Genomic DNA, 20,705 nt, shown 5'->3' on the forward strand with positions numbered 1-20,705 from the left:
CTCTACACTCCCTGTTCTTTCTTAGGTGACATGCAAAAAACAAAATACGCCATCATTAGTCCCCATACAGCGGCATAACAAGCAATAACAATGGGCAGTGAGTCAACGGTTGCTGCATTAAGCTTTATTCCTGCAACATAGCTTAAAGGACCAGAAACAGCACCGAGCAGAACCGCTACTGCCGGTTTAGGTGCAAGCCAGTCCAGTGCTACCGGCGCCATAGATGAAAAGCCCAGCCACAGCATGACCAGCCACAAAGGAAAGTATCCTCCGGCAAAATCGATAACGCCCAGGCTAATCACTATAGCCTCCAGCAATAATCCAACCGCAAACAGCCGCAAAATTAGGGTCCAGCTGACCCTGGCTACGGCAATGCTGTAGAAAAACTGCGAGGCTAATAAAACGCCGCTAAGCACAATATAGTTCTCACGGCCGGAAACAGCACTGAACCAAAGTGCATTGAACAGAACAAAACTGACAATTTTATGCTGAATAGATGTCATTAGTAGGCCTGCGATTTGCTGGCGGTAACCTGAACAACCGATACCCGTTGCTCCAGAAAGCCGCCTTCACAATAGCTGAAATAGTAGTTCCAAAGTCTGGAAAAGCGTTCATCGTAACCAAGCTTTTCTAGCTCGCTTTCATGGGCATTAAACCGTTCTTCCCACTGTCTCAGAGTTTTTGCGTAACTCAGACCAAAGTCGTGCACGTCACGTACCACCAAGTCGGTGTAACGTGTAAACAGTTGCGTCATTTGGCTTAAAGACGGAAGAAAACCACCGGGGAAGATATGCTTTTGAATAAAATCTACGGAGCGAGCATAGGATTTAGCCCGTTGGTCGGCAATAGTGATAGCCTGTAAGGACATTCTTCCGTCTTCTTTTAACAATTTGTTGCAGGTTTTGAAAAAGGTCGGTAAGTATTCCTTTCCTACCGCTTCTATCATTTCAACCGAGACCAACTTGTCGTACTGTCCTTCTAAGTCACGGTAGTCACGCTTCAACAGTTCAATTCTGTCGGACAAGCCCGCCGCTTCAACTTGCTGCTTAGCGTACTGAAATTGCTCATCTGAAATTGTCGTCGTTGTTACCCGGCAACCATAATTCTTTGCCGCATAAATGGCCAGTCCGCCCCAACCTGTGCCTATTTCCAACAAGTGGTCTTGTGCTTTTAAATCAAGCGAATCGCATAAGCGCTGCATTTTATTGCACTGAGCTTGCTCCAGTGAGTCTGCAGGCTCTTTAAATAAGCCACTGGAATATTGCATGGCGCTATCAAGAAAACGGGTATAAAGCTCGTTACCCAGGTCATAGTGGGCTGATATATTCTTTTTTGCCTGTCCTTTATGGTTACGATTACTCCAGTGCTGGTATTTGTTAAAGGGAAAAGTTAACCAGGCCAGTCGCGTTTCTAGTTTATCTAAGGCCGGTAAGTTACGGGCAAAAATACGAATAACCGAGGTTAAATCGGGAGTATCCCAATGCTTATCAATATACAACTCGGCTGCACCAATACTGCCACCAGTAACCAGGCGACGGTAAAAAGACGAATCCTTCACGTCAATTTCAGCGTTCAGGTCTTTATCGGGATGCCCGAAAGCTTCAATGAACGTGCCTTTTTCTTTTATCGTCAACTGCCCATACTGCAAATGAGCTAATAGCTTAAAAGCGATAGTACGGAAAAGCTTATCCAATACACCATACTGAATAGGCGCTACCATAGTTGTTTCACCACTGGACATACAAACTGCCTTCTAATTATTTTAGTTACCAGGGTTTCCGTAAAATGGAACCCGCTTGATAAAAAGCTTTAACGCCTGCCAATAAATGCCCCCAATAATTTTAAGAGCCATAACAGGTGTTGTTCTTAATACGCGGTAAACTTCACTACGGTTTAGCGGTTGTCTATTTAATTTCATGCCAGCAACAAAATCTTTCTCTTGTTGGTGGGCGCTTAGAGTGATTTTTAAACTCTCGGTGGGTGGCTCTATCTGCCAGTGGTAGGTCATATCCATAGGGTTAAACGGAGAAACGTGGAATTGTTTTACAGTTTCCGGAGACTCTTCTGACAAGTCGACCAGGTAATAATGACGTTGCAGCCAGGGCGTATTGCTGACTTCAGCTAGCATGTGCGTATATTCGTCATTGTCCTGCCGAAGAAAATACAAATTAATGGGGCTAAAAAAAATTCCAAAGGTACGTAAGTTACCGACAAATAGAACCTGACCGGTTAAATCTTTTCCGGCAAGGGAGGACATTTTCTTTAGTGCCGCCCGGTGTAAACTGCCCTGTTCATCTTTTAGGTAGTCTTTTCGACGAAACCAAAGGGGAGCAAAATTGTTACAGGATAACCAGCGACTTATAGAGTTGACTTGGTCGAGTTCAGATAAATCGATACACCATTGTTGAAAACGGTAATTAAAAGCGTGGTGTTTGGGTCGATGTCTTACATGAAAAACATCGCCCCAATAAATGGCGCTCTTCATGAGTTATCAATCGATTCAGTATTCAAACGGTTAACAACATCAATGGCACTTCTTACACCGTCTTCATGAAAACCGTTATACCAATAAGCACCAACAAAATGAGTACTATTTTTGCCACAAATTGCATTTCGTTCTGCTCTGGCTTTTAAAGACTGAACGGAATATTGCGGGTGCTCATAGGTAAAGGTTTTAATGATCTCATCAAAATCAATTGCAGCTGTATTGTTCAGTGTAACGCACACGGTTTTATCACATTGCAACCCTTGCAGGATATTCATATTGTAGGTTACTGAACTGGGTTGCTCTTCTGCTGCATCATCTTCTCTTAATAAATAGTTCCAACTTGCCCAGGCACGTCGGCTTCTGGGTAACAAGTTCTCATCAGTATGCAGAACAACCTCATTCGGGCAGTATTTTATCTCATCAAGAATACGCCTTTCGTCGGGGCTAGCATCGTCAAGTAAAGCTAGCGCCTGGTCACTGTGACAGGCGAAAATCACCTCATCAAAATAACGTTCCTCGCCACTACTAAAGACAAGAACAACCTGTTCCTGTTGGCGCTTAACCGCAACAATTTCACTGTTTAGCTCAAGCCTTTCTTTAAACGGTTCTGTCAGCATTGGAATGTACGCGTGAGAACCACCAACCAAAGTATGCCACTGAGGACGGTCGCTAACATTCAATAACCCATGGTTATCAAAGAAACGTAAGAAAAAGCCCAGAGGAAAGTCCTTCGCATCGGCCAGACTTGCAGACCATATAGCGGAAACCATTGGTAATAAGTAGTAGTGCGAGACCGATTCCGGAATATCGTGCCGTGTAAGGAATTCTGCCAACGTAATATTGTCCGCCTCGTTGACATCCTCTTCTAACGCATTTTTAGCGGCCGCGTTAAATTTCAGAATACCCTGTAACAAACGGTAAAAAGACAAACTAAACAAATTTTTCCGCTGCGCAAACAGTGTATTAAGGTTATGTCCGTTAAACTCCAGTCCCGACTTAGGATCACGTACACTGAAACTCATTTCAGTGTCGCGCCAGGCCACTTTCAGCTCTGTTAACAGGCGTTTAAAACGTGGATACGTCTTATCATTAAAAACAATAAAGCCTGTATCCACAGCATACATACTGCCATTAATTTTCACATCGCTGGTACAGGTATGCCCACCAATATAGTCATTTTTTTCAAATACACTGACTTGATGTTCACGACTTAAATAATAAGCACTGGTAAGACCCGCAATACCACTTCCAATAACGGCTATCTTCATGACGACTGCTTCCTTGCCATTTGTTCTGATAATTTCACTTGTAAGCCTTCCGGCAAAATAGACATTAACTTCAGAAGGCTACTAAATAGCCACGGAAATGCGATGTCCCGTTTGTTCTTATTAATACCTTTTATTATTGCCTTCGACGCAAATTCAACGTCAACGCGCATTGGCATCTCAAAATCATTGGCATCAGTCATTGGTGTTTTCACAAACCCGGGTGATACGGTTTGAACTTTGATTCCCTGAGGTTTCAAATCAACCTCCAACCCCCGGGCGATATAATGCATTGCTGCTTTTGAGCCACCATAAGCCTGAGCCCGGGTAAACGGAAGAAGTCTCGCCAGGCTGTCAACAATCACCAGACGCGCCGAGTCACTGAACTGAGGAAGTAAAGCTTCCACGCAATTCATTGTGCCGAACACATTCACTTTAAACACCCGCTCAAACATGTCCGCATCGAACGCTTTAACGTCGAGGTATTCACACACCCCCGCGCACAGTATGGCGACATCAATATCGTTAATTTGCGCTAACGCGTTTTTTGCCGACTCTTTATCGGTAATATCAAAGGCGCTGCAGGTTATTTTTTCAGGGTATTGTTTTTGTACCTCTGACAGTGCGTCGTTATTTCTTCCACACACAACAACGTCATTGCCGTCAGCTGCATAATCCAGAGCCAGCTGACGCCCAATACCTGATGAAGCTCCAGTAATTAAGACTTTCATTCGTCTGTTAGCCTATTTTTAATTTTATCAATGACATAACCGACTAGCGGTACGTGTTCATAAAGCATTGCGCCAAGGTCGTAATAATCTCTCTGCTCTCTTATTTTGCCGTCTTCAAAGGTTAAATACGAAACTCCCGGCAGAATAATTTCCATGCCATTAGCGAGCTTGGGGTGTGCGTAACGCATCTGCCAAGTTAGAAACGCCTGTTCTTCTCCGACGCATTCATCGTCAAAAGCAAAGTGACAATACTCAACGTTTTCCATTGTGTGTTTTAGATACTTGCGAAAATCGTCCAGCCCGACAACATGTTGTATTGGATCAGTAAACGAAATTTCGTCATGGTATAACTCATCCAGGTCATCAAGGTTTTCGGTTTTCAGCTCATCGTAGAATTCTTTGAGTTTTTCGACTAATTCACTGTTATCCATTTTTCACCTGCTTAAACGTTGTTAAGAATCGTTCACGAGCAAATTTGTGCTCGACCATGGGTTCGCAATAGTTATTACTACTTTGTTGCTGAAGCCAACTATGAGGCCAGTGAATATACTTTGTTGGTACTTCCTTAAGCTCGTCTACCCATTTACGAATGTACTGCCCGTCAGGATCAAATTTCTCACTTTGCTTAACCGGATTAAAAACACGAAAATACGGAACGGCGTCAGTTCCGACCGAAGCACTCCATTGCCAGCCACCATTGTTTGCCGGAAAGCTCCCGTCAATTAAATGCTGCATGAAGAAGGCTTCGCCTTTTCGCCAATCCACTAATAGATCTTTTACCAGAAAATTGGCTGTGATCATTCTTAAGCGGTTGTGCATCCACCCGGTTGATGTCAATTGACGCATTCCGGCGTCAACAATTGGATACCCGGTGCGACCGTTACACCAGCGTTGAAAAGCGTCATCGTCCTCTAACCACTGAATGCTGTCGGTTTCAGTCTGAAAGCTTTCACCTCTTGATAAACGCGGCACAAAGTACATTAGATGCTGATAGAACTCTCTCCATGCCAGTTCGGTAAGCCAGGTATCGGCACCGGAAGCAAGTCCAAACGGAAATTCCGGCGAAAACTTATGTAGCGCCCGGACAGCCGTCTGCGGTCCGATAACACCCTGCGCCAAATAAGCGGAAAGTTGTGAGGTTCCGTTTTCAGCCGGTAAGTCTCTGGCTTGTTGATAATCATCAACCCTGTGGCCAACGAATTGCCCTAGTTTCCCCAGAACTTGTTGCTCGCCGGCACTCCAGTCAGACGAGTCTTTTCTCGCCAGCGGGCATTCAGGGAGGCCTTTTGAGGTCACCGGAGAAAAAGGTTTAATCTGCAGCGGTTCGCTGTAAGCTTTTTCGCTTAACACTTGTCGCCAACGCCGGTTAAAAGGCGTGAACTTTTTGTAGTAGTCCCCTTGTTGTGTTCTGACCTCTCCGGGCGCCACCAACAAGTTGCCATGATGCGAAATCAGTTCGATATCGTCATTACTTAGTACCGCATTGGTAGCTGCGTCTCTACGTTTTTCATCCAGCGCATATTCCGCATTAATATGTACTCGGTCGACTCTATTTTCCCGACAGAAGGATCGTAAAGCTCCCGGAACCTGACTGAATTTGGGTACTAATTGCACTTCCAGTTCAATGCCCTTTTCAGCTAAATCCTGCTGCAGGCAGTCTAAGTTTCGCCAGACAAAATCTACTTTTATCGGTGCCCAGTCATGGCTTTTCCAGGTTTCATGGCACACAAAAAAAATCGCCAACGGAGGCTCATCGCCCTGGTATGCAGAAAACACGGCCGGGTTATCTAATATTCTTAAATCACTACGAAACCAAATTGCTTCTCGCATCACTACAGCCCATAACGTAATTTTAAATCATCGGGATACGGAGTCAGATACCATTGCCCTTCTAAGTACTCTTTTGGAAACTCGCGCAAATAATGCCGTATTAACGTTAGAGGAGACATCAGAGGGAGAATGCCATCGTGATACTGCAGAATGATATCGCTCAGCTCTTCTCGTCTTTCATGAGCAAGATCCGCTTTAAAATACCCCTGAATATGTTGGAGCACATTGGTGTGGTTCTTGCGGGAGGCCGGTTTTGATAAAGCATCCATCACATCAATGATATATTGCTCTGCAAAGGCACTGTCGATGCTTTCCTGTTCCCCCAGACGTTTACCCAACTCGCGGTAACGCTGCTGATTATGGGCTAACAAAAGTAGCTTGCAGCGCTGGTGAAACTGCAAAAGCTGATGTTTGGAAAGTTTCTGTGTCATTTCTTTCCATTGACTAAACACATAAACCCGCATAACAAAGTTTTCACGTAAATGCGGGTCATTGAGCCGACCATCTTCTTCCAAAGGCAAAGCGGGATTCTTTTCTTTTAGACGCGCGGCAAAAATTCCCATTCCTGCTTTTTGTGCATGCCCGGTTTCCGGATCATATAACTTGACCCGCTCCATACCGCAGCTAGGAGATTTCGCACATAGAATGTAGCCGCTTAACTGTTCTATTTTCACCTGAACCTTATCGGCAAAGGCTGCTAGCTGTGACGTAACATTTTCACCGGTTTTGGGCACTACCGCCTGTACATCGTCATGTTGCTCAAGCCGAATAGTCGGTCTTGGCACCGGCATTCCAATACCTACTTCAGGGCAAAAGCGCACCAGTTCAATGTGTCGATTTAATTCATCAACGCAGAATGCGGATTTCTTGTGTCCTCCGTCAAACCTGACCTCATCGCCCATTAAACAGGAACTAATACCCACTTTTAATTTTGTCATTTTAACCCCTGTTGAATTTCACTGACAATAATGTACGGTATATTGCTAAAAATAGTTTGGCATTTATTCGATAAAAAAGATCCAACCAGACCCGCCTCAACGTAATGTTTCTTAATTGTTCAAACTACTAGCCAAATGAGGTTATATGCAGCAGTATCAGCAGTTACCGCTATTTCCGCTTACGTCGCATATAATGCCGGGCGGACGCATGAAATTGAAGGTGTTCGAGCCCCGCTACACCAGGCTGGTAAAAGAGTGTCTGCAAAATGACAGTGAGTTTGTGGTGGCCATGTTTAACAACGAACATGCAACGACATCAAGCGATTACCTTCTTCCTTACGCCACCACCGTAAAGATTATTGATTTTGAGCCAAGAGATGATGGTTTACTCGGTATAACCGTTGAAGGAAAAAGTCGGGTTCGCATTGACGAGCATTGGTCTGAAAGCGATAAATTAAGGTTTGGGAAAATAGAGTACCTCGAAAACTGGCCTGAACTTTCTCTGGATAACGCAGCCGATAAACTCAAAACTCGATTACAGGAAGCTTTCGAGACCTACCCGGAACTTTCCGAGTTGTTACCTGATCTCGGCTACGAGAAACTTGATTGGGTTTGTTCAAGGTGGCTTGAAATACTGCCTCTGGACGTCTATACAAAACAAGAGCTGATAAGATGCGAAAGTTGTCTAAAAGCAAAAGAATATCTGTTAGACTTAATTCGTTAATTGAGTAAACATTCTGCCATCTGGGTGATCCATTTTCTCAACACCCCGTAATAGTTAGAACATTGTGTGAAAAGAAGCAGGTCTAATTATGCAAATGGTGTCAGAAAGAACATCGAATCGGGGGTCTATGGCTACCACCCAGACAGACGCTGCCGAGAAAGCAGCGGAACTGCTGGCAAAGATTGCAGAAAATAGAAATCGCGCTGCCTTTAGTGAACTCTTTAGGTTATTCGCACCCAAACTGCAGTCTTACGCTACAAGACAATTTGGAAATGAACAAACGGCTATGGATCTCGTCCAGGAAACCATGACTAACGTCTGGCATAAAGCTCACTTGTTCAAGCCTGACCGTGGCTCTCCTTCCACTTGGATATTTACCATAGCTCGTAACATCCGCTTCGATTTGCTTCGTAAGAACAAAAAACGTAAAGATGATATTAGTGCAGATGAACTCTGGCCGATTCTTTCAGAGCAGAACGATAGCCTCGACGACGGTTACGCATTGGATCACGATGTTCTGATGCAGGAAATTTCTTTCTATTACGCTCAATTGCCCGATGCACAACGGGTTGTTATTGAGAAGATTTATATTGAAGGTAAATCTCAGCAGGAAGTCTCTGACGCCCTGGGAGTGCCTTTAGGGACAATTAAGTCCCGAACTCGTCTAGCATTAAAAAAATTGAAAGAGTTGATAGTCGATGATGATTAAATCACACCCAGGCGAAGGCCTTTTATATCAGTACGCCTCTGGCGATCTTAGCGCGGCAATGACGTTAGTTGTAGGCACACACATCGATATGTGTAAAGCGTGTCGTCAAACCGTGTGTGAAATTGAGCAGAAGCTGTGTGAAGAAAATTTGGATACATTGGTTAGTGTTGCCAGTACAACAATGAGCAAGTCTCAATGTGACCAAATGCTGGAAGCCATTTTCGCGTCTTCTGCATGTAATAAACAAGCACACCAGCCAAATGAGATACTGTCTCTGGAAGGTCGTCGCTTTACACTGCCTCGTACCCTGGCTCACAACAGTCATCGCATTGGGGAGTGGTCGAAACTGGTCGGTAAACTCTGGCGCGCACCGTTAACTCTGGACAATGGGAATCAGACGAACTTGATTTACATGGCGCCAGGAGCAAAACTCCCGGAGCATACGCACAAAGGAAAAGAAGCGACGCTGGTTATTGATGGTGTTTTTAATGACGAGCAGAGCGAGTACCGGGACGGCGATTTTATTTTGCTAGACCCTAGTCGTACCCATACTCCGGAAACTCAGGATGAAGACTGTTTAACTCTGGCTACGCTGGATGCGCCCTTACACTTTACTTCTGGTATCAGCCGGTTACTGAATCCCTTTAGCCAGCTCTTCTTTCGTTAGTTCCAAACGCTAAGTACAAATAAAAAAGAACCCGAGGTTAATCCTCGGGTTCTGCGTTTTCAACTCGACTTTTAAACTTCTGACCAGGTTTGAAGGTGACAACCCGACGCGCTGAAATTGGAATTTCCTCGCCCGTTTTCGGGTTGCGCCCAGGGCGCTGATTTTTAGTTCGCAGTTCAAAATTGCCAAAACCTGACAACTTCACCTGCTCCCCTTTTTCCAAAGCAACTCTGATTTCTTCAAAAAAATCTTCAACTAACACTTTGGCATCTTGTTTACTAACACCGTATTTGTCGAACAGCACTTCTGCCAGTTCTGCTTTGGTCAGCGCCATAGTTTAATCCCTCAATGTTGCATTAAACTCACTCTTTAATGTCTCAATAAATTTAGTCATAAGCTCAGTGACTTCCGCTTCTTCCAAAGTTTTGTCGCTGTCTTGCAGAGTAACGGATAGAGCCAGGCTTTGTTTACCTTCTGCCACACCATCACCGATGTAAACGTCAAACAAGTTTAGGTCAACTAACTGTTTTACGCCAACATTTTCCATCGCAGCGATCAGCTCACCCGCCGCAAGGTCTTTATCAACCACAACCGCAAGGTCTCGACGAATAGAAGGATAACGAGATACCGGCTTAGCTTGCGGTAAAGGTCGCTCAGTCACGGCTGATAACGCCAGTTCAAACACAAAGGTGCGCTGGTTAAGCCCTAAAGCCTTGTCAAACTTAGGGTGCAGAGCGCCGATATCACCGACTTTTTCAGAGCCGCGGTAAATTGCTGCTGATTGGCCTGGGTGCAGTGCTGGATTTTGCGATGCAACAAAACGAAACGCTGCAGCATTGCCTGTTTGAGCCAACAAAGCTTCAACATCACCTTTTACGTCATAAAAATCAACCGCGCGGTCACCTTCCGACCAGTGCTCTGAGTGCGCTTTACCAGAACGTATGCCACTAATAACCGCTTCCTGACGAACACCGTTTTCAGCTGACTCGTCTGGAATAAAGCGTAAACCCGTTTCTACGAAAGCCAACACAGACTGCTGACGCTTCTGATTATGAGCAACCGCGCCGACTAATCCCGGCCATAGGCTCACTCGCATAGAAGACATATCAACCGAAATTGGGTGTGGCAAAGTCAGCGCTGCGGTCTCATCAAACATCAGTGCCTGATGTTTTGGATCAACAAAGCTGTAGGTTATCGCTTCCTGATAACCACGGCTGACCATAGCATCCATCAATTGATGGGCGCTAAGCTGGCTTTCTTTACGCTCAGTCATGCGCAGTTGCGCTGCCGGCGGAGCTGCCTGAATTGAGTTATAACCGTAAACTCGGGCTACTTCTTCAATTAAGTCTTCTTCAATACTCAAATCAAAACGGTATGACGGAATGCCCACCTGCCACTGTTCACCGTCAAATGAAACATTGAAGCCTAAACGCTCAAGAATTTCAGTGACATTGTCATTAGCAATGCTGACACCCAGTACTTTAGCCAACCGGCTGGCTCTTAACGTAATACCATCACGCTTAGGTAAGAATGCTTCTGCAACCGCTTCGGTTACCGGTCCTGCTTCACCACCGCAAATCGCCAACAATAATTCTGTCGCTCTTTCCATTGCCGTACGTTGCAACTGAGGGTCTACGCCGCGCTCATAACGATGTGACGCATCTGTATGTAGACCGTAACGGCGTGCTTTCCCTAAGATGGCATCGGGTGCGAAGAATGCGCTTTCCAGAAAAATATTTTTGCTGTTTTCTGTTACACCACTGTTTTTACCACCGTAGACACCCGCCATGGCTAGTGCTTTTTTCTCATCAGCAATAACCAGAGTATCGTCGTCCAGCTCAACTTCTTGCTCATCAAGCAAAGTAAGTTTTTCTTTAGGCTTGGCTAAGCGAACATCAATGTTCCCTTCAAGTGAATCGAGGTCAAATGCATGCATGGGGTGACCCAGTTCAAGCAACACGTAGTTAGTGACATCAACTACCGGGTCAATGCTACGAATACCGCTGCGTCTTAATTTTTCTGTCATCCATACCGGCGTTGGGCGAGTTAAATCGACACTTTTAATAACGCGGCCTAAATAACGCGGACACTGCTCAGCAGCAGACAAAGTAATGCTTAGCGTATCTTCAATACTGGCCGCTACTTTGTTGCTCTCTGGCACTTTAACATCCATACGATTCAACACACCCACTTCACGGGCGATACCGCGAATACTCAGGCAGTCGCCACGGTTAGGTGTTAAGTCGATATCAATGCTGTTGTCATCAAGTTGCAAGTATTTACGGTAATCTTCGCCTACCGGAGCATCTGCCGGTAGTTCAATAATACCGTCGTGCTCATCAATAAGACCCAGCTCTTTGAACGAGCACAGCATGCCATTAGACGGTTGCCCGCGAAGCTTCGCTTTCTTAATTTTGAAATCACCTGGTAGTACCGCACCAACTTTAGCTACCGCAACTTTAATACCCAGACGGCAGTTAGACGCGCCACAAACAATATCAACCGGCTCACCGTCGCCAACATCAACTTTGGTCACTTGTAGTTTATCTGCGTCTGGATGAGGGCCGCACTCAATCACTTCACCAACGACGACAGTATGGAATTCATCGGCAACCGGCTCAACAGCATCTACTTCAAGACCAGCCATGCTGAGCTGTTCACTCAATTCATGACTGCTGATGTCGGGGTTAACCCATTCCCTTAACCATTGTTCACTGAATTTCATTGCTTACTGCCCGTTAGTTAAATTGTTTGAGGAAACGCAGATCGTTCTCGAAGAACGCACGTAAATCATTCACGCCATAGCGCAGCATGGTAAGACGCTCAACGCCCATACCAAACGCAAAACCGGTGTATTTTTCCGAATCAATGCCCACCGCTTTCAAAACGTTTGGATGCACCATGCCGCAACCTAAAACTTCTAACCATTTACCGTCTTTACCCATGACATCAACTTCAGCTGAAGGTTCTGTAAACGGGAAGTAAGAAGGTCTGAAACGCACAGTCAGTGACTCTTCGAAAAAGTGGTTCAGAAAGTCTTCTAAAATGCCTTTCAACTGCGTGAAGCTAACATCGGTATCAACCATTAACCCTTCTACCTGATGAAACATCGGTGTGTGGGTCTGGTCGTAGTCGTTACGATAAACCCTGCCTGGAGAAATGATCCGCAGTGGCGGTTTTTCATTTTCCATGGTACGAATTTGCACACCAGAAGTTTGCGTACGCAGCATTGTTGAGGGGGTAAAATAAAACGTATCATGGTCGGCTCGTGCCGGATGATTCGCCGGAATATTCAACGCATCAAAGTTATGAAAGCCGTCTTCGACCTCCGGGCCTTCTTTTACGCTAAAGCCTAAATCACCGAAAAACTGCTCAATACGGCGAATGGTCTGAGTTACCGGATGCACACCTCCTACCGAGGAATGCCGCCCGGGTAAGGTAACGTCTATACGCTCCGCTTCCAGCTTTTGCGCTAACTCAGCAGCTTTCAATAACTCTTTACGAGCATTGATACTGGTCTGCACTTGTTGCTTGGCTTCATTAATCTTTTGTCCGGCTTCCCGGCGTTCAGACGGGTCTAACTTACCCAGGCCTTTTAAAAGCTCGGTCAGCTGCCCTTTTTTGCCCATATACTCGACGCGGACTTCGTCTAACGCAGTCGGTGAATCTGCGGCCGCAATGGCCGATTCAGCCTGCTCAACAATTTGCTCTAGCTGCATCGTATCCCTCAACAACACAAGATAAATAATAAAGGCGCTATGATAGCGAATTTTCAATGAAAAAGGGAGCCAATTGGCTCCCTTCTAAATCTGTTTATTCGAACCCCTAAAGGTTTTGAATAATTACAGTGCGCCTTTTGCTTTCTCAACCAAAGCGGCAAAACCGTTTTGATCATGAACAGCGATATCGGCTAGGATTTTACGATCGATTTCAATAGATGCTTTTTTCAGACCATTGATAAAGCGGCTGTAAGACAGACCGTTTTGACGAGCCGCAGCATTGATACGAACAATCCATAATTGACGGAATTGACGTTTCTTGTTGCGACGGTCACGGTATGCGTATTGACCTGCTTTAGTTACTGCCTGGACCGCTACGCGATAAACGCGACTACGGGCACCATAATAACCTTTCGCCTGCTTCAGGACTTTTTTGTGACGCGCTCTCGCGATTACACCACGTTTTACTCGTGCCATTTGCTATCTCCCCTTATGCGTACGGTAACATGCGAGCGACTAATTGAACGTCGGCCTCATGGACCATGTTCTTCGCGCGAAGCTGACGCTTACGCTTAGGGCTCTTCTTAGTCAGAATGTGACGCAAGTGAGATTGCTTGCACTTAAAACCACCAGAAGCAGTCTTCTTAAAGCGCTTGGAAGCGCCTTTGTTCGATTTCATTTTTGGCATGAAATTAAACTCCGCATTGTTGATAAAAGTGTGAAAGGGTGAGCCTGACAATCAGACTACTTGTAAACCACGATCACTTCTTGTTGGGTGCCAAGACCATAATCATCTGGCGCCCTTCGGCACGTCTTGGGAACGACTCAACAATTGAGATTTCTTCTAAATCGTCTTTAACACGGTTTAGCAATTCAATACCCAACTCTTGGTGTGCCATTTCCCGGCCACGGAAACGGATAGTGACTTTGGTTTTGTCACCTCCCTCGAGGAAACGACGCAGGTTGCGCAGTTTTACCTGGTAGTCGCCCTCATCAGTACCAGGTCGGAACTTAACTTCCTTAACCTGAATCTGTTTCTGTTTTTTCTTCTGCTCTTTCTGTTCTTTACTCTTTTCAAAGAGGAACTTGCCGTAATCCATCAAGCGGCAGACTGGTGGTTCTGCGTTAGGGCTCATCTCCACCAAATCAACACCAGCTTCCGCTGCTGCATCAAGAGCCTCGTTAATACTGACGACACCAGCTTGTTCACCATCGGTTCCGATTAAGCGAACTTCATCAACGCCTGTAATCTGTTCGTTGATACGGTTTTTATCTGCAGCTTTCTGAGTTCTTTTTCCGCCTTTAATGGTTTATTCCTCCAAACAATTAATCAATTTTGCGAGTACGGACTTCGTCCTCTACACGAGTAATGAAGTCTTCTAACGGGAATTTGCCCAAGTCTTCACCACCACGTGTACGTACCGCAACCTCACCAGCTTCGACTTCTTTATCGCCGACAACCAGTAAATATGGAACACGTTTTAATGTGTGTTCACGGATTTTAAAGCCTATCTTCTCATTTCTCAAGTCGGCTGATGCACGAATTCCCTTTTCGTTCAGGGTTTTGACAACTTTTCGTACATAATCGCTTTGATTATCCGTGATATTCATTAACACAACTTGCGTTGGCGACAACCACAACGGGAAGTGCCCTGCGTACTCTTCAATGAGAATACCCATGAAGCGTTCAAGTGACCCTAAAATAGCACGGTGAATCATAACTGGCGTGTGTCGCTCGTTATCTTCACCCACGTATGTGGCACCTAAACGTCCTGGCAACGCAAAATCGAGCTGTATTGTACCACATTGCCACGCTCTGCCCAGACAATCGAACAAAGTAAATTCTATTTTCGGGCCATAGAAGGCACCTTCACCCGGTAAATAAGAAAAATCAATGTCATTATTTTTCAAAGCCTGAGCTAGAGCAGTCTCCGAGCGATCCCATGTCGCATCGTCGCCTAAACGCTTTTCAGGGCGAGTTGAAAGTTTCACATCGATGTTCTCAAAACCAAAGGTTTTGTAGGTTTCGTACACCATTTTGATGCAACCAGCGACTTCTTCCTGAACCTGCTGTTCGGTACAGAAAATGTGCGCATCATCTTGTGTGAAACCACGAACACGCATCAGACCATGCAAAGCACCTGAAGGTTCATTACGGTGACAACTTCCAAATTCCGCCATGCGTAACGGCAAATCGCGGTATGACTTTAAGCCCTGATTAAAGATTTGAACATGGCCCGGGCAGTTCATCGGCTTAACGGCGTATTCCCGGTTTTCCGATGACGTAGTGAACATCAGTTCTGAGAATTTCTCCCAGTGACCTGATTTCTCCCACAGCACCCGGTCCATCATCATTGGACCTTTAACTTCCTGATACTCGTATTCGCGCATTTTTTCGCGAATGTAAGTTTCTAACTCACGGAAAATGGTCCAGCCATTATGGTGCCAGAACACCATGCCCGGCGCTTCTTCCTGCCAGTGGAATAAATCCTGGGCTTTAGCAATTTTACGGTGGTCACGCTTTTCCGCTTCTTCTAAACGCTGTAAATAGGCTTTTAACTGTTTCTTATCTGCCCAGGCCGTACCGTATATACGCTGTAGCATTTTGTTATCAGAATCACCACGCCAGTAGGCACCGGCCATTTTCATGATTTTAAAATGCTGACAAAATTTCATGTTCGGTACGTGCGGACCACGACACATGTCGATATATTCTTCGTGGTGATAGAGCCCCGGGGTGGCATCGGTTGGGATGTCTTCGTCCAGGATTTCTATTTTATAAGGTTCATGGCGTTCTACGAAAGTTTCACGGGCTTCTTTCCAGCTGGCTTTTTTCTTTATAACGGCATATTCCGTTTTAGCCAGTTCTTTCATCCGCTTTTCAATCTTCTCCAGATCTTCCTGAGTAAAGGTATGGTCAACATCGATGTCGTAGTAAAAACCGTTGTCGATGACCGGGCCTATTGCCATTTTTGCGTCTGGCCACATCTGCTTCACCGCGTGCCCCATTAAATGAGCACAAGAGTGACGAATAATGTGTACGCCGTCGTCATCTTTTGGTGTCACAATTTCAATGCGAGCGTCATGTTCAATGAGTTCACAGGCATCAACCAGTTCACCGTCAATACGGCCAGCAACTGTTGCTTTCGCAAGGCCGGCACCGATATCGGCGGCAACTTCCATAATGCTTACAGGTTTATCGAATTCGCGTTGACTTCCGTCAGGGAGAGTAATTACAGGCATGAAACTTCCTTTCCAACCAGTGGTGACACCTACCAAGTGCCACGTGCTCTATTTTGGTTTTATCTGCTTTATAGAAAAAACCTACGAAATTTTTGCGTTCGGTACCATCGAACGCGAGACGCTACTATAATCGACCGCTTACATTTGAGCAACCGCCGAGCCTGTTTTGACATCAGACATTACCGGAGAATTAACCGGACAACTTGCCGCTTTATTAGCCGCTGGCTTCTGGGCGGTCGCCACCGTGTTGTACCATCGCGCCGGTAGCCACTTCTTGCCCTTACAAATGAACTTAGTTAAAGGCGTTGTTGCCACTCCCCTGCTTTTAACTATGAGTTTGTTGCTGGGCAACTCGTTAGAGCTAAGCTCAGGCCTGTGGTTACTCGCCCTAAGCGGCATTATAGGTATAACCATTGGCGACAGTTGTCATTTTGCCGCGCTGCGGCGTTTAGGCCCCTGGCATGCTATGTTGCTGGAGTATATGGCACCACCACTGGCTGCGTTCATGGCCTGGGTGTTTTTAAATGACGGTTTATCCACCATTGAAATTACCGGTGCAGTCATAACCTTAAGCGGTGTTCTGTGGGTCGTTACTGAAAAAGCCCCAGACAAACAGCCTGCGCTTTCCCTATCAGGTATATTCTTCGGCTGCGGCGCAGCACTCTGCCAGGCCACCGGTTTAGTCATGGCTTTTGCAGTGCTAATGCAATCCAGCGTAAACGCTATAGATGCGGCATTTGTGCGTCTTGCCGCCGGCTCTTTTTTACTCGCCATAATTGTCGGACTTTCAAAACGCGGCGCGTACAGCGCAATCATAAAACAAGTTCGTTCTATCAACCCATTGCCGTTACTCGGCGCCATTGTATTCGGTACGTTCCTGGCTATTTGGTTACAGCAAATTTCTATCGCCAATATCAACCCGGGTCTTACCCAGACTTTGCTCTCCACCGCACCACTCTTTTTAATACCGATTTCTTTACTGAAAAAACAACGAATTACCCCGCGTTCTATAACCGGAGCCTTAATCTCATTGGGCGGAATCAGTATTTTATTTCTATAGTTACAAGCAGGACTTTATAGGGATGAGTGAATTATGAACGAAGAAAACTTACAAAGTGTGCCGGTGAAATGCCCGCACTGTGGGCACAATACCTTTTTAGATATTGATGCATCGGAGGGAAATCAGGATTATCAGGAAGAATGTGCTGCCTGCGGTGACCTCATTCATGTTCAGTTACAAGTTGATGAGGCCAATCAGCAGGCGCGAGTGAAGGTCGACGGGAACGATGAGCAGTTTTACTGACGTTTAGCCAGTACACGCTCAACCGTTTCAACAATAGTGATGGTTTGCTGATCAAGCTCAATATTCAAACTGTCGCCCACCTGCGTTGATTCTAAATTGGTCAAGCGCAAGGTTTCAGGAATTAAATGCAGACTAAAACAATTATCTTCTACCTGGCCTACCGTCAAGCTGGCACCGTTAACAGCAATAAAGCCTTTGGCAAACAAATATGGGGCGTATTGCTCTGGTAGTTCTATCCACATAGCAACATTATTCTCAGAGGTATCAATTTTAGTCACTTTGCCCTGGCAGTGAATATGACCTGAAACTGCATGCCCGCCAATTTCATCGCCCACTTTAAGCGACCGTTCGAGATTAACCTTGTCGCCCTCACCTAACAAACCCAAATTCGTTAGCCTCAGGGTTTCATCAATAACGTCAAAGTGCGCTTGAGTATCGCTAAATTCGACCACCGTTAAACAGCAACCATTTATCGCAATACTTGCACCAATAGCCAGGTTTTGTAGAAATTGGGGCTCAGTTTTAACAACCAGGTGTCGAAAAGATCCTTGGTCAGAGACTGAAAATATCGTAGCTTGGGTTTGAACAATACCGGTAAACATCGATAAGAACCTTGTTGCAAGGAATAATACAATGAAGCGAAGTGTACTGATTTTCCGCTCTTTTGGCTATGCGTTCGTCGCTTTAGGGTTATCCGCCTGTTCAGATGACCAGGGTCTAACGGAATACGCAGATGAACTGCATAACCGTATCCAAAGTACACTCAAGCTCCCCGATAACTCAATAGAAGCCCCTAAACCTCAAATCCAGTATCCGGCCAAGCGCGCACTAACCCGAAATATTGAACGAACAAGCATGGGGTTACTGGAAAGCCTCCGGCTTAATCATTGTCAATTAGGCCAGCTGATTGCTGAAAACAATAGCGCACTGGGAAGGCTAAAAGATGGATTTAGTCGCTACCATGCTGACCTGACCATGATTCAGGCGCTGAAAGAATGCATTGAGCACCCTGAGTCAGCCGATGTTAAAGACAAATTGAAAGAAGCCTTGGCGCACAAGAAATCGCAACTGCAAAACAGCCTGGCGAATGCCTTTGCCCAAGAAGAAGGGTTGAGAAAAGCTCTGTCTGTAGGCAATAACTCTTTACCCAAAATACATGTGACAGAGTACAACTACGCTGTAAATGCGCTGGAGCGCTTTACCCGCATATTAGAACGCTGGAACTACACAAAAGAAGCGGATGACCCGGATGAGCTAATAAAAATGCTCGGTCGTTTAGAGCGCAGTGACTACCTTCCTGACTTGTTCCGTACTATGTTGGATTACTCTTATAAACTGGAGAAAATGACCGAACTGCTGCCTGAAATCCCCGAGTCAGCTTATTGTCAAAATGGAAAAGTGCCAGATGACGCAGTAGCACTAAAAGAAGCTTTTAACATCATCTATCTCGAAGAAATGCAAGGCGATATAGCAGAAATGATTGAACAACATCAGCGCTTACTGATGATTCTGGATAACCTGAAAGGTATAGCCCCTCAACCGGAGCTAAAAGCTTATATTGCAGAGCTCGGCTCGCTTAGTAAAAAACTCACCGATGCGTCAGTGTATTTTGTGCGCCCATGGCAAAAGTTCTACAGCGCCTGTGACTTTACACCAGGGCTCGATTAGCATCTAGCTTACAGATGCCAGTATTTAGTTAGGCCTGGGTGTGGCTTACCTTGCTCTGTTTGGTGAATTTCATTGATAACGTACCGTAAACCAATAAAGACCCAAAGCCAGAACGCAGCGTGTAAAGCCCCCGCCATAACGACAATGACGGATGAGCGCATCAAAATATCGACATGTAATATATTAAAAGCAAGCTGTGCAATAATGCCGACGATAGTCGCCAAAAAAAGAAGCCCTGCAACGGCACGTATTACTCGTAAAAAAGTAAACATTTAACCACCTCTTTTTCGTCAGTAAAAACTGAGTATAGTGAACATTTTAGCAAAGGCCCTCTTAAGAAAGTAAGCATAGCCATTCAAAGCTGAATAGAATTTCGACAAACAAATGCATTTAGTAAAAAATCGCTTGCACCTGTGAGCGCAAATCACTAATATACCGCCCGTCGTTAACGACATTCCCCATAAAGTGCGTCCGTAGCTCAGTTGGTTAGAGCGCTGCCTTGACATGGCAGAGGTCGGTAGTTCGAGTCTACTCGGACGCACCATTCTAAGTATCCGGTTTACCCCATAGAAAAATAGCTTTACTCGGTTAATTGAAATACCCCCAAGTTTTATTCATTTACTTTGAATTTGATGGAAGCACAACGGTTAAAGCCTGGACGGGTTCTGTTTGATGGTTTTCTTAATGGAGATGAAACATTTATTGAAGTTTACTAGCGCGGGCTTTAAGAAGGTAAGGAAAGCTTTTAAAGTAAATTGCCGCCCGTCTATAACAACAGGCGGCGGGCTTAACTGGATTGCTTAGAAGTGCCAAGCAGCGCCAAGGAAGTAGCCATCGCGGTTATCACTATCAAAGCTATCAGCGTAAGTTGCACTTAAGCTGAATTGGCTATTGATGTACCAACGAGCAGCCAATTCAAATTGTTGGTCATCATCATCAATATCGATGTGACGTACCAGACCTGAGAACTCAACTGCTGGGGTTAAACGATAAACACCACCAATTTGCACTGCGTAGCCAGTATCGTCATCGCCATATGACTGGCCATTCACGTCAAAATCAACATCCATGTAAGCAAGGTTCACATCAGCAAAGCCAGTGAATTTTTCGCTAAACTCGTGTTTGTAACCAACACCAGCCAAAACTTCATCCATATCCAGACTGCTTACGCTAGTGTGAGCGTAATCTGCAGTGAAATAGATAGATTCACTCAGCATGACACGACCATCAAGGCCAAAACCATCGACATCATCGCCATAGTCGATAAAACGCGCTTCTACGCGATCAAAGTCAGAACCCTGGTCTGCTGCTAAAGTTGCACCACTGAATAACGCGGCGCCGATAAGTGTAGCTAATACTGCTTTTTTCATTCTTTAATACTCCGTTATGTCGTGCGTGTCCCGCACATACTACTTCCAAG

General features: G+C 45.4%; 24 protein-coding genes and 1 tRNA gene. 7 read left to right on the forward strand and 18 right to left on the reverse strand.

Annotated elements, in window-relative coordinates; translation table 11 throughout:
- Positions 1–2: 2 nt before the first annotated feature.
- Genes NJR55_RS11095 through NJR55_RS11130 form a run of 8 tightly spaced genes read right to left on the reverse strand, consistent with a single transcriptional unit; the run spans position 3 to position 7,252 of the window.
- Positions 3–503, reverse strand: coding sequence for a DUF2878 domain-containing protein (locus NJR55_RS11095; RefSeq protein WP_253620002.1), 501 nt, complete (start codon positions 501–503; stop codon positions 3–5).
- Positions 503–1,741 (reverse strand): SAM-dependent methyltransferase, encoded by a 1,239-nt coding sequence (locus NJR55_RS11100; RefSeq protein WP_253620003.1) that lies wholly within the window; start codon positions 1,739–1,741, stop codon positions 503–505. The genes NJR55_RS11095 and NJR55_RS11100 overlap by 1 nt, the downstream gene beginning before the upstream one ends.
- 21 nt (positions 1,742–1,762) lie before the next feature.
- Positions 1,763–2,485: a DUF1365 domain-containing protein gene (locus NJR55_RS11105; protein WP_253620004.1), complete on the reverse strand. Its 723-nt coding sequence runs from the start codon at positions 2,483–2,485 to the stop codon at positions 1,763–1,765.
- Positions 2,482–3,756 carry an NAD(P)/FAD-dependent oxidoreductase gene (locus NJR55_RS11110; RefSeq protein ID WP_253620005.1) on the reverse strand — a complete coding sequence of 425 codons (1,275 nt, stop codon included), beginning with the start codon at positions 3,754–3,756 and terminating at the stop codon, positions 2,482–2,484. The genes NJR55_RS11105 and NJR55_RS11110 overlap by 4 nt, the downstream gene beginning before the upstream one ends.
- Complete coding sequence (locus NJR55_RS11115; protein ID WP_253620006.1) at positions 3,753–4,484, reverse strand: SDR family NAD(P)-dependent oxidoreductase; 732 nt, start codon at positions 4,482–4,484, stop codon at positions 3,753–3,755. Before NJR55_RS11115 ends, NJR55_RS11110 begins: the two co-directional genes overlap by 4 nt.
- Positions 4,481–4,915 (reverse strand): nuclear transport factor 2 family protein, encoded by a 435-nt coding sequence (locus NJR55_RS11120; RefSeq protein WP_011234633.1) that lies wholly within the window; start codon positions 4,913–4,915, stop codon positions 4,481–4,483. Before NJR55_RS11120 ends, NJR55_RS11115 begins: the two co-directional genes overlap by 4 nt.
- Positions 4,908–6,314: a deoxyribodipyrimidine photo-lyase gene (gene phrB, locus NJR55_RS11125; protein ID WP_253620007.1), complete on the reverse strand. Its 1,407-nt coding sequence runs from the start codon at positions 6,312–6,314 to the stop codon at positions 4,908–4,910. Before phrB ends, NJR55_RS11120 begins: the two co-directional genes overlap by 8 nt.
- Positions 6,315–6,316: 2 nt before the next feature.
- Positions 6,317–7,252: a YbgA family protein gene (locus tag NJR55_RS11130; protein ID WP_253620008.1), complete on the reverse strand. Its 936-nt coding sequence runs from the start codon at positions 7,250–7,252 to the stop codon at positions 6,317–6,319.
- 145 nt (positions 7,253–7,397) lie between these two features.
- Between NJR55_RS11130 and NJR55_RS11135 the strand changes: the two genes are divergently transcribed.
- From NJR55_RS11135 to NJR55_RS11145, 3 genes are all read left to right on the forward strand, one after another.
- On the forward strand, positions 7,398–7,976 hold the full coding sequence (locus NJR55_RS11135; protein ID WP_034821075.1) for an LON peptidase substrate-binding domain-containing protein: 579 nt from the start codon (positions 7,398–7,400) through the stop codon (positions 7,974–7,976).
- Between the two features lie 88 nt (positions 7,977–8,064).
- Positions 8,065–8,685, forward strand: a complete 621-nt coding sequence (locus tag NJR55_RS11140; protein ID WP_253620009.1) for a sigma-70 family RNA polymerase sigma factor — start codon at positions 8,065–8,067, stop codon at positions 8,683–8,685.
- Positions 8,675–9,352 (forward strand): ChrR family anti-sigma-E factor, encoded by a 678-nt coding sequence (locus NJR55_RS11145; protein WP_253620010.1) that lies wholly within the window; start codon positions 8,675–8,677, stop codon positions 9,350–9,352. The genes NJR55_RS11140 and NJR55_RS11145 overlap by 11 nt, the downstream gene beginning before the upstream one ends.
- A gap of 37 nt (positions 9,353–9,389) precedes the next feature.
- Here the strand turns inward: NJR55_RS11145 and NJR55_RS11150 are convergent, their stop codons facing one another.
- The 7 genes from NJR55_RS11150 to thrS form a co-directional block, all read right to left on the reverse strand.
- Positions 9,390–9,686, reverse strand: coding sequence for an integration host factor subunit alpha (locus tag NJR55_RS11150; protein ID WP_253620011.1), 297 nt, complete (start codon positions 9,684–9,686; stop codon positions 9,390–9,392).
- Between the two features lie 3 nt (positions 9,687–9,689).
- Complete coding sequence (pheT, locus tag NJR55_RS11155; protein ID WP_253620012.1) at positions 9,690–12,077, reverse strand: phenylalanine--tRNA ligase subunit beta; 2,388 nt, start codon at positions 12,075–12,077, stop codon at positions 9,690–9,692.
- Positions 12,078–12,090: 13 nt separating this feature from the next.
- Positions 12,091–13,071, reverse strand: a complete 981-nt coding sequence (gene pheS / locus NJR55_RS11160; protein ID WP_253620013.1) for a phenylalanine--tRNA ligase subunit alpha — start codon at positions 13,069–13,071, stop codon at positions 12,091–12,093.
- A 123-nt stretch (positions 13,072–13,194) separates the two neighbouring features.
- On the reverse strand, positions 13,195–13,548 hold the full coding sequence (gene rplT, locus NJR55_RS11165; RefSeq protein ID WP_011234642.1) for a 50S ribosomal protein L20: 354 nt from the start codon (positions 13,546–13,548) through the stop codon (positions 13,195–13,197).
- Between the two features lie 13 nt (positions 13,549–13,561).
- Positions 13,562–13,759, reverse strand: coding sequence for a 50S ribosomal protein L35 (rpmI, locus tag NJR55_RS11170; protein ID WP_054487561.1), 198 nt, complete (start codon positions 13,757–13,759; stop codon positions 13,562–13,564).
- Between the two features lie 73 nt (positions 13,760–13,832).
- Entirely contained in the window at positions 13,833–14,378 is a 546-nt protein-coding gene (gene infC / locus NJR55_RS11175; RefSeq protein WP_126779471.1) for a translation initiation factor IF-3, read from the reverse strand.
- Between the two features lie 19 nt (positions 14,379–14,397).
- On the reverse strand, positions 14,398–16,314 hold the full coding sequence (gene thrS / locus NJR55_RS11180; RefSeq protein WP_253620014.1) for a threonine--tRNA ligase: 1,917 nt from the start codon (positions 16,312–16,314) through the stop codon (positions 14,398–14,400).
- 166 nt (positions 16,315–16,480) lie between these two features.
- Here thrS and NJR55_RS11185 point away from each other — a divergent pair, with 166 nt between their 5' ends.
- Together NJR55_RS11185 and NJR55_RS11190 are read left to right on the forward strand one after the other, a co-directional pair.
- A complete protein-coding gene (locus NJR55_RS11185; RefSeq protein ID WP_253620015.1) occupies positions 16,481–17,374 on the forward strand; it encodes a DMT family transporter in 894 nt (297 codons plus the stop codon).
- Positions 17,375–17,407: 33 nt separating this feature from the next.
- Positions 17,408–17,617: a CPXCG motif-containing cysteine-rich protein gene (locus NJR55_RS11190; protein ID WP_034821096.1), complete on the forward strand. Its 210-nt coding sequence runs from the start codon at positions 17,408–17,410 to the stop codon at positions 17,615–17,617.
- Here NJR55_RS11190 and NJR55_RS11195 read toward each other — a convergent pair.
- Positions 17,611–18,219 (reverse strand): riboflavin synthase subunit alpha, encoded by a 609-nt coding sequence (locus NJR55_RS11195; protein WP_253620016.1) that lies wholly within the window; start codon positions 18,217–18,219, stop codon positions 17,611–17,613. The two genes, NJR55_RS11190 and NJR55_RS11195, sit on opposite strands and share 7 nt — an antisense overlap.
- A 31-nt stretch (positions 18,220–18,250) precedes the next feature.
- Here NJR55_RS11195 and NJR55_RS11200 point away from each other — a divergent pair, with 31 nt between their 5' ends.
- Complete coding sequence (locus tag NJR55_RS11200; RefSeq protein WP_253620017.1) at positions 18,251–19,285, forward strand: DUF3080 domain-containing protein; 1,035 nt, start codon at positions 18,251–18,253, stop codon at positions 19,283–19,285.
- Positions 19,286–19,293: 8 nt separating this feature from the next.
- Here NJR55_RS11200 and NJR55_RS11205 read toward each other — a convergent pair whose 3' ends face one another.
- On the reverse strand, positions 19,294–19,557 hold the full coding sequence (locus NJR55_RS11205; protein ID WP_253620018.1) for a hypothetical protein: 264 nt from the start codon (positions 19,555–19,557) through the stop codon (positions 19,294–19,296).
- Positions 19,558–19,752: 195 nt separating this feature from the next.
- Between NJR55_RS11205 and NJR55_RS11210 the strand changes: the two genes are divergently transcribed.
- A tRNA-Val gene (locus NJR55_RS11210) sits at positions 19,753–19,829 on the forward strand.
- Positions 19,830–20,085: 256 nt separating this feature from the next.
- Here the strand turns inward: NJR55_RS11210 and NJR55_RS11215 are convergent.
- On the reverse strand, positions 20,086–20,655 hold the full coding sequence (locus tag NJR55_RS11215; RefSeq protein ID WP_253620019.1) for a porin family protein: 570 nt from the start codon (positions 20,653–20,655) through the stop codon (positions 20,086–20,088).
- Positions 20,656–20,705: the final 50 nt, after the last annotated feature.

Source organism: Idiomarina rhizosphaerae, assembly GCF_024159085.1.
GTDB classification, from domain to species: domain Bacteria; phylum Pseudomonadota; class Gammaproteobacteria; order Enterobacterales; family Alteromonadaceae; genus Idiomarina; species Idiomarina rhizosphaerae.

What these genes read in the sequence shown, in the direction of transcription:
- NJR55_RS11100 (WP_253620003.1), bottom strand. Translation starts at nt 1,741, where the DNA reads ATGTCCAGTGGTGAAACAACTATGGTAGCGCCTATTCAGTATGGTGTA.
- NJR55_RS11110 (WP_253620005.1), bottom strand. Translation starts at nt 3,756, where the DNA reads ATGAAGATAGCCGTTATTGGAAGTGGTATTGCGGGTCTTACCAGTGCT.
- NJR55_RS11205 (WP_253620018.1), bottom strand. Translation starts at nt 19,557, where the DNA reads ATGTTTACTTTTTTACGAGTAATACGTGCCGTTGCAGGGCTTCTTTTT.
- NJR55_RS11115 (WP_253620006.1), bottom strand. Translation starts at nt 4,484, where the DNA reads ATGAAAGTCTTAATTACTGGAGCTTCATCAGGTATTGGGCGTCAGCTG.
- NJR55_RS11120 (WP_011234633.1), bottom strand. Translation starts at nt 4,915, where the DNA reads ATGGATAACAGTGAATTAGTCGAAAAACTCAAAGAATTCTACGATGAG.
- NJR55_RS11095 (WP_253620002.1), bottom strand. Translation starts at nt 503, where the DNA reads ATGACATCTATTCAGCATAAAATTGTCAGTTTTGTTCTGTTCAATGCA.
- NJR55_RS11150 (WP_253620011.1), bottom strand. Translation starts at nt 9,686, where the DNA reads ATGGCGCTGACCAAAGCAGAACTGGCAGAAGTGCTGTTCGACAAATAC.
- pheS (WP_253620013.1), bottom strand. Translation starts at nt 13,071, where the DNA reads ATGCAGCTAGAGCAAATTGTTGAGCAGGCTGAATCGGCCATTGCGGCC.
- NJR55_RS11105 (WP_253620004.1), bottom strand. Translation starts at nt 2,485, where the DNA reads ATGAAGAGCGCCATTTATTGGGGCGATGTTTTTCATGTAAGACATCGA.
- pheT (WP_253620012.1), bottom strand. Translation starts at nt 12,077, where the DNA reads ATGAAATTCAGTGAACAATGGTTAAGGGAATGGGTTAACCCCGACATC.
- rpmI (WP_054487561.1), bottom strand. Translation starts at nt 13,759, where the DNA reads ATGCCAAAAATGAAATCGAACAAAGGCGCTTCCAAGCGCTTTAAGAAG.
- NJR55_RS11190 (WP_034821096.1), top strand. Translation starts at nt 17,408, where the DNA reads ATGAACGAAGAAAACTTACAAAGTGTGCCGGTGAAATGCCCGCACTGT.
- NJR55_RS11145 (WP_253620010.1), top strand. Translation starts at nt 8,675, where the DNA reads ATGATGATTAAATCACACCCAGGCGAAGGCCTTTTATATCAGTACGCC.
- rplT (WP_011234642.1), bottom strand. Translation starts at nt 13,548, where the DNA reads ATGGCACGAGTAAAACGTGGTGTAATCGCGAGAGCGCGTCACAAAAAA.
- NJR55_RS11130 (WP_253620008.1), bottom strand. Translation starts at nt 7,252, where the DNA reads ATGACAAAATTAAAAGTGGGTATTAGTTCCTGTTTAATGGGCGATGAG.
- NJR55_RS11195 (WP_253620016.1), bottom strand. Translation starts at nt 18,219, where the DNA reads ATGTTTACCGGTATTGTTCAAACCCAAGCTACGATATTTTCAGTCTCT.
- NJR55_RS11140 (WP_253620009.1), top strand. Translation starts at nt 8,065, where the DNA reads ATGCAAATGGTGTCAGAAAGAACATCGAATCGGGGGTCTATGGCTACC.
- NJR55_RS11200 (WP_253620017.1), top strand. Translation starts at nt 18,251, where the DNA reads ATGAAGCGAAGTGTACTGATTTTCCGCTCTTTTGGCTATGCGTTCGTC.
- NJR55_RS11215 (WP_253620019.1), bottom strand. Translation starts at nt 20,655, where the DNA reads ATGAAAAAAGCAGTATTAGCTACACTTATCGGCGCCGCGTTATTCAGT.
- NJR55_RS11135 (WP_034821075.1), top strand. Translation starts at nt 7,398, where the DNA reads ATGCAGCAGTATCAGCAGTTACCGCTATTTCCGCTTACGTCGCATATA.
- thrS (WP_253620014.1), bottom strand. Translation starts at nt 16,314, where the DNA reads ATGCCTGTAATTACTCTCCCTGACGGAAGTCAACGCGAATTCGATAAA.
- phrB (WP_253620007.1), bottom strand. Translation starts at nt 6,314, where the DNA reads ATGCGAGAAGCAATTTGGTTTCGTAGTGATTTAAGAATATTAGATAAC.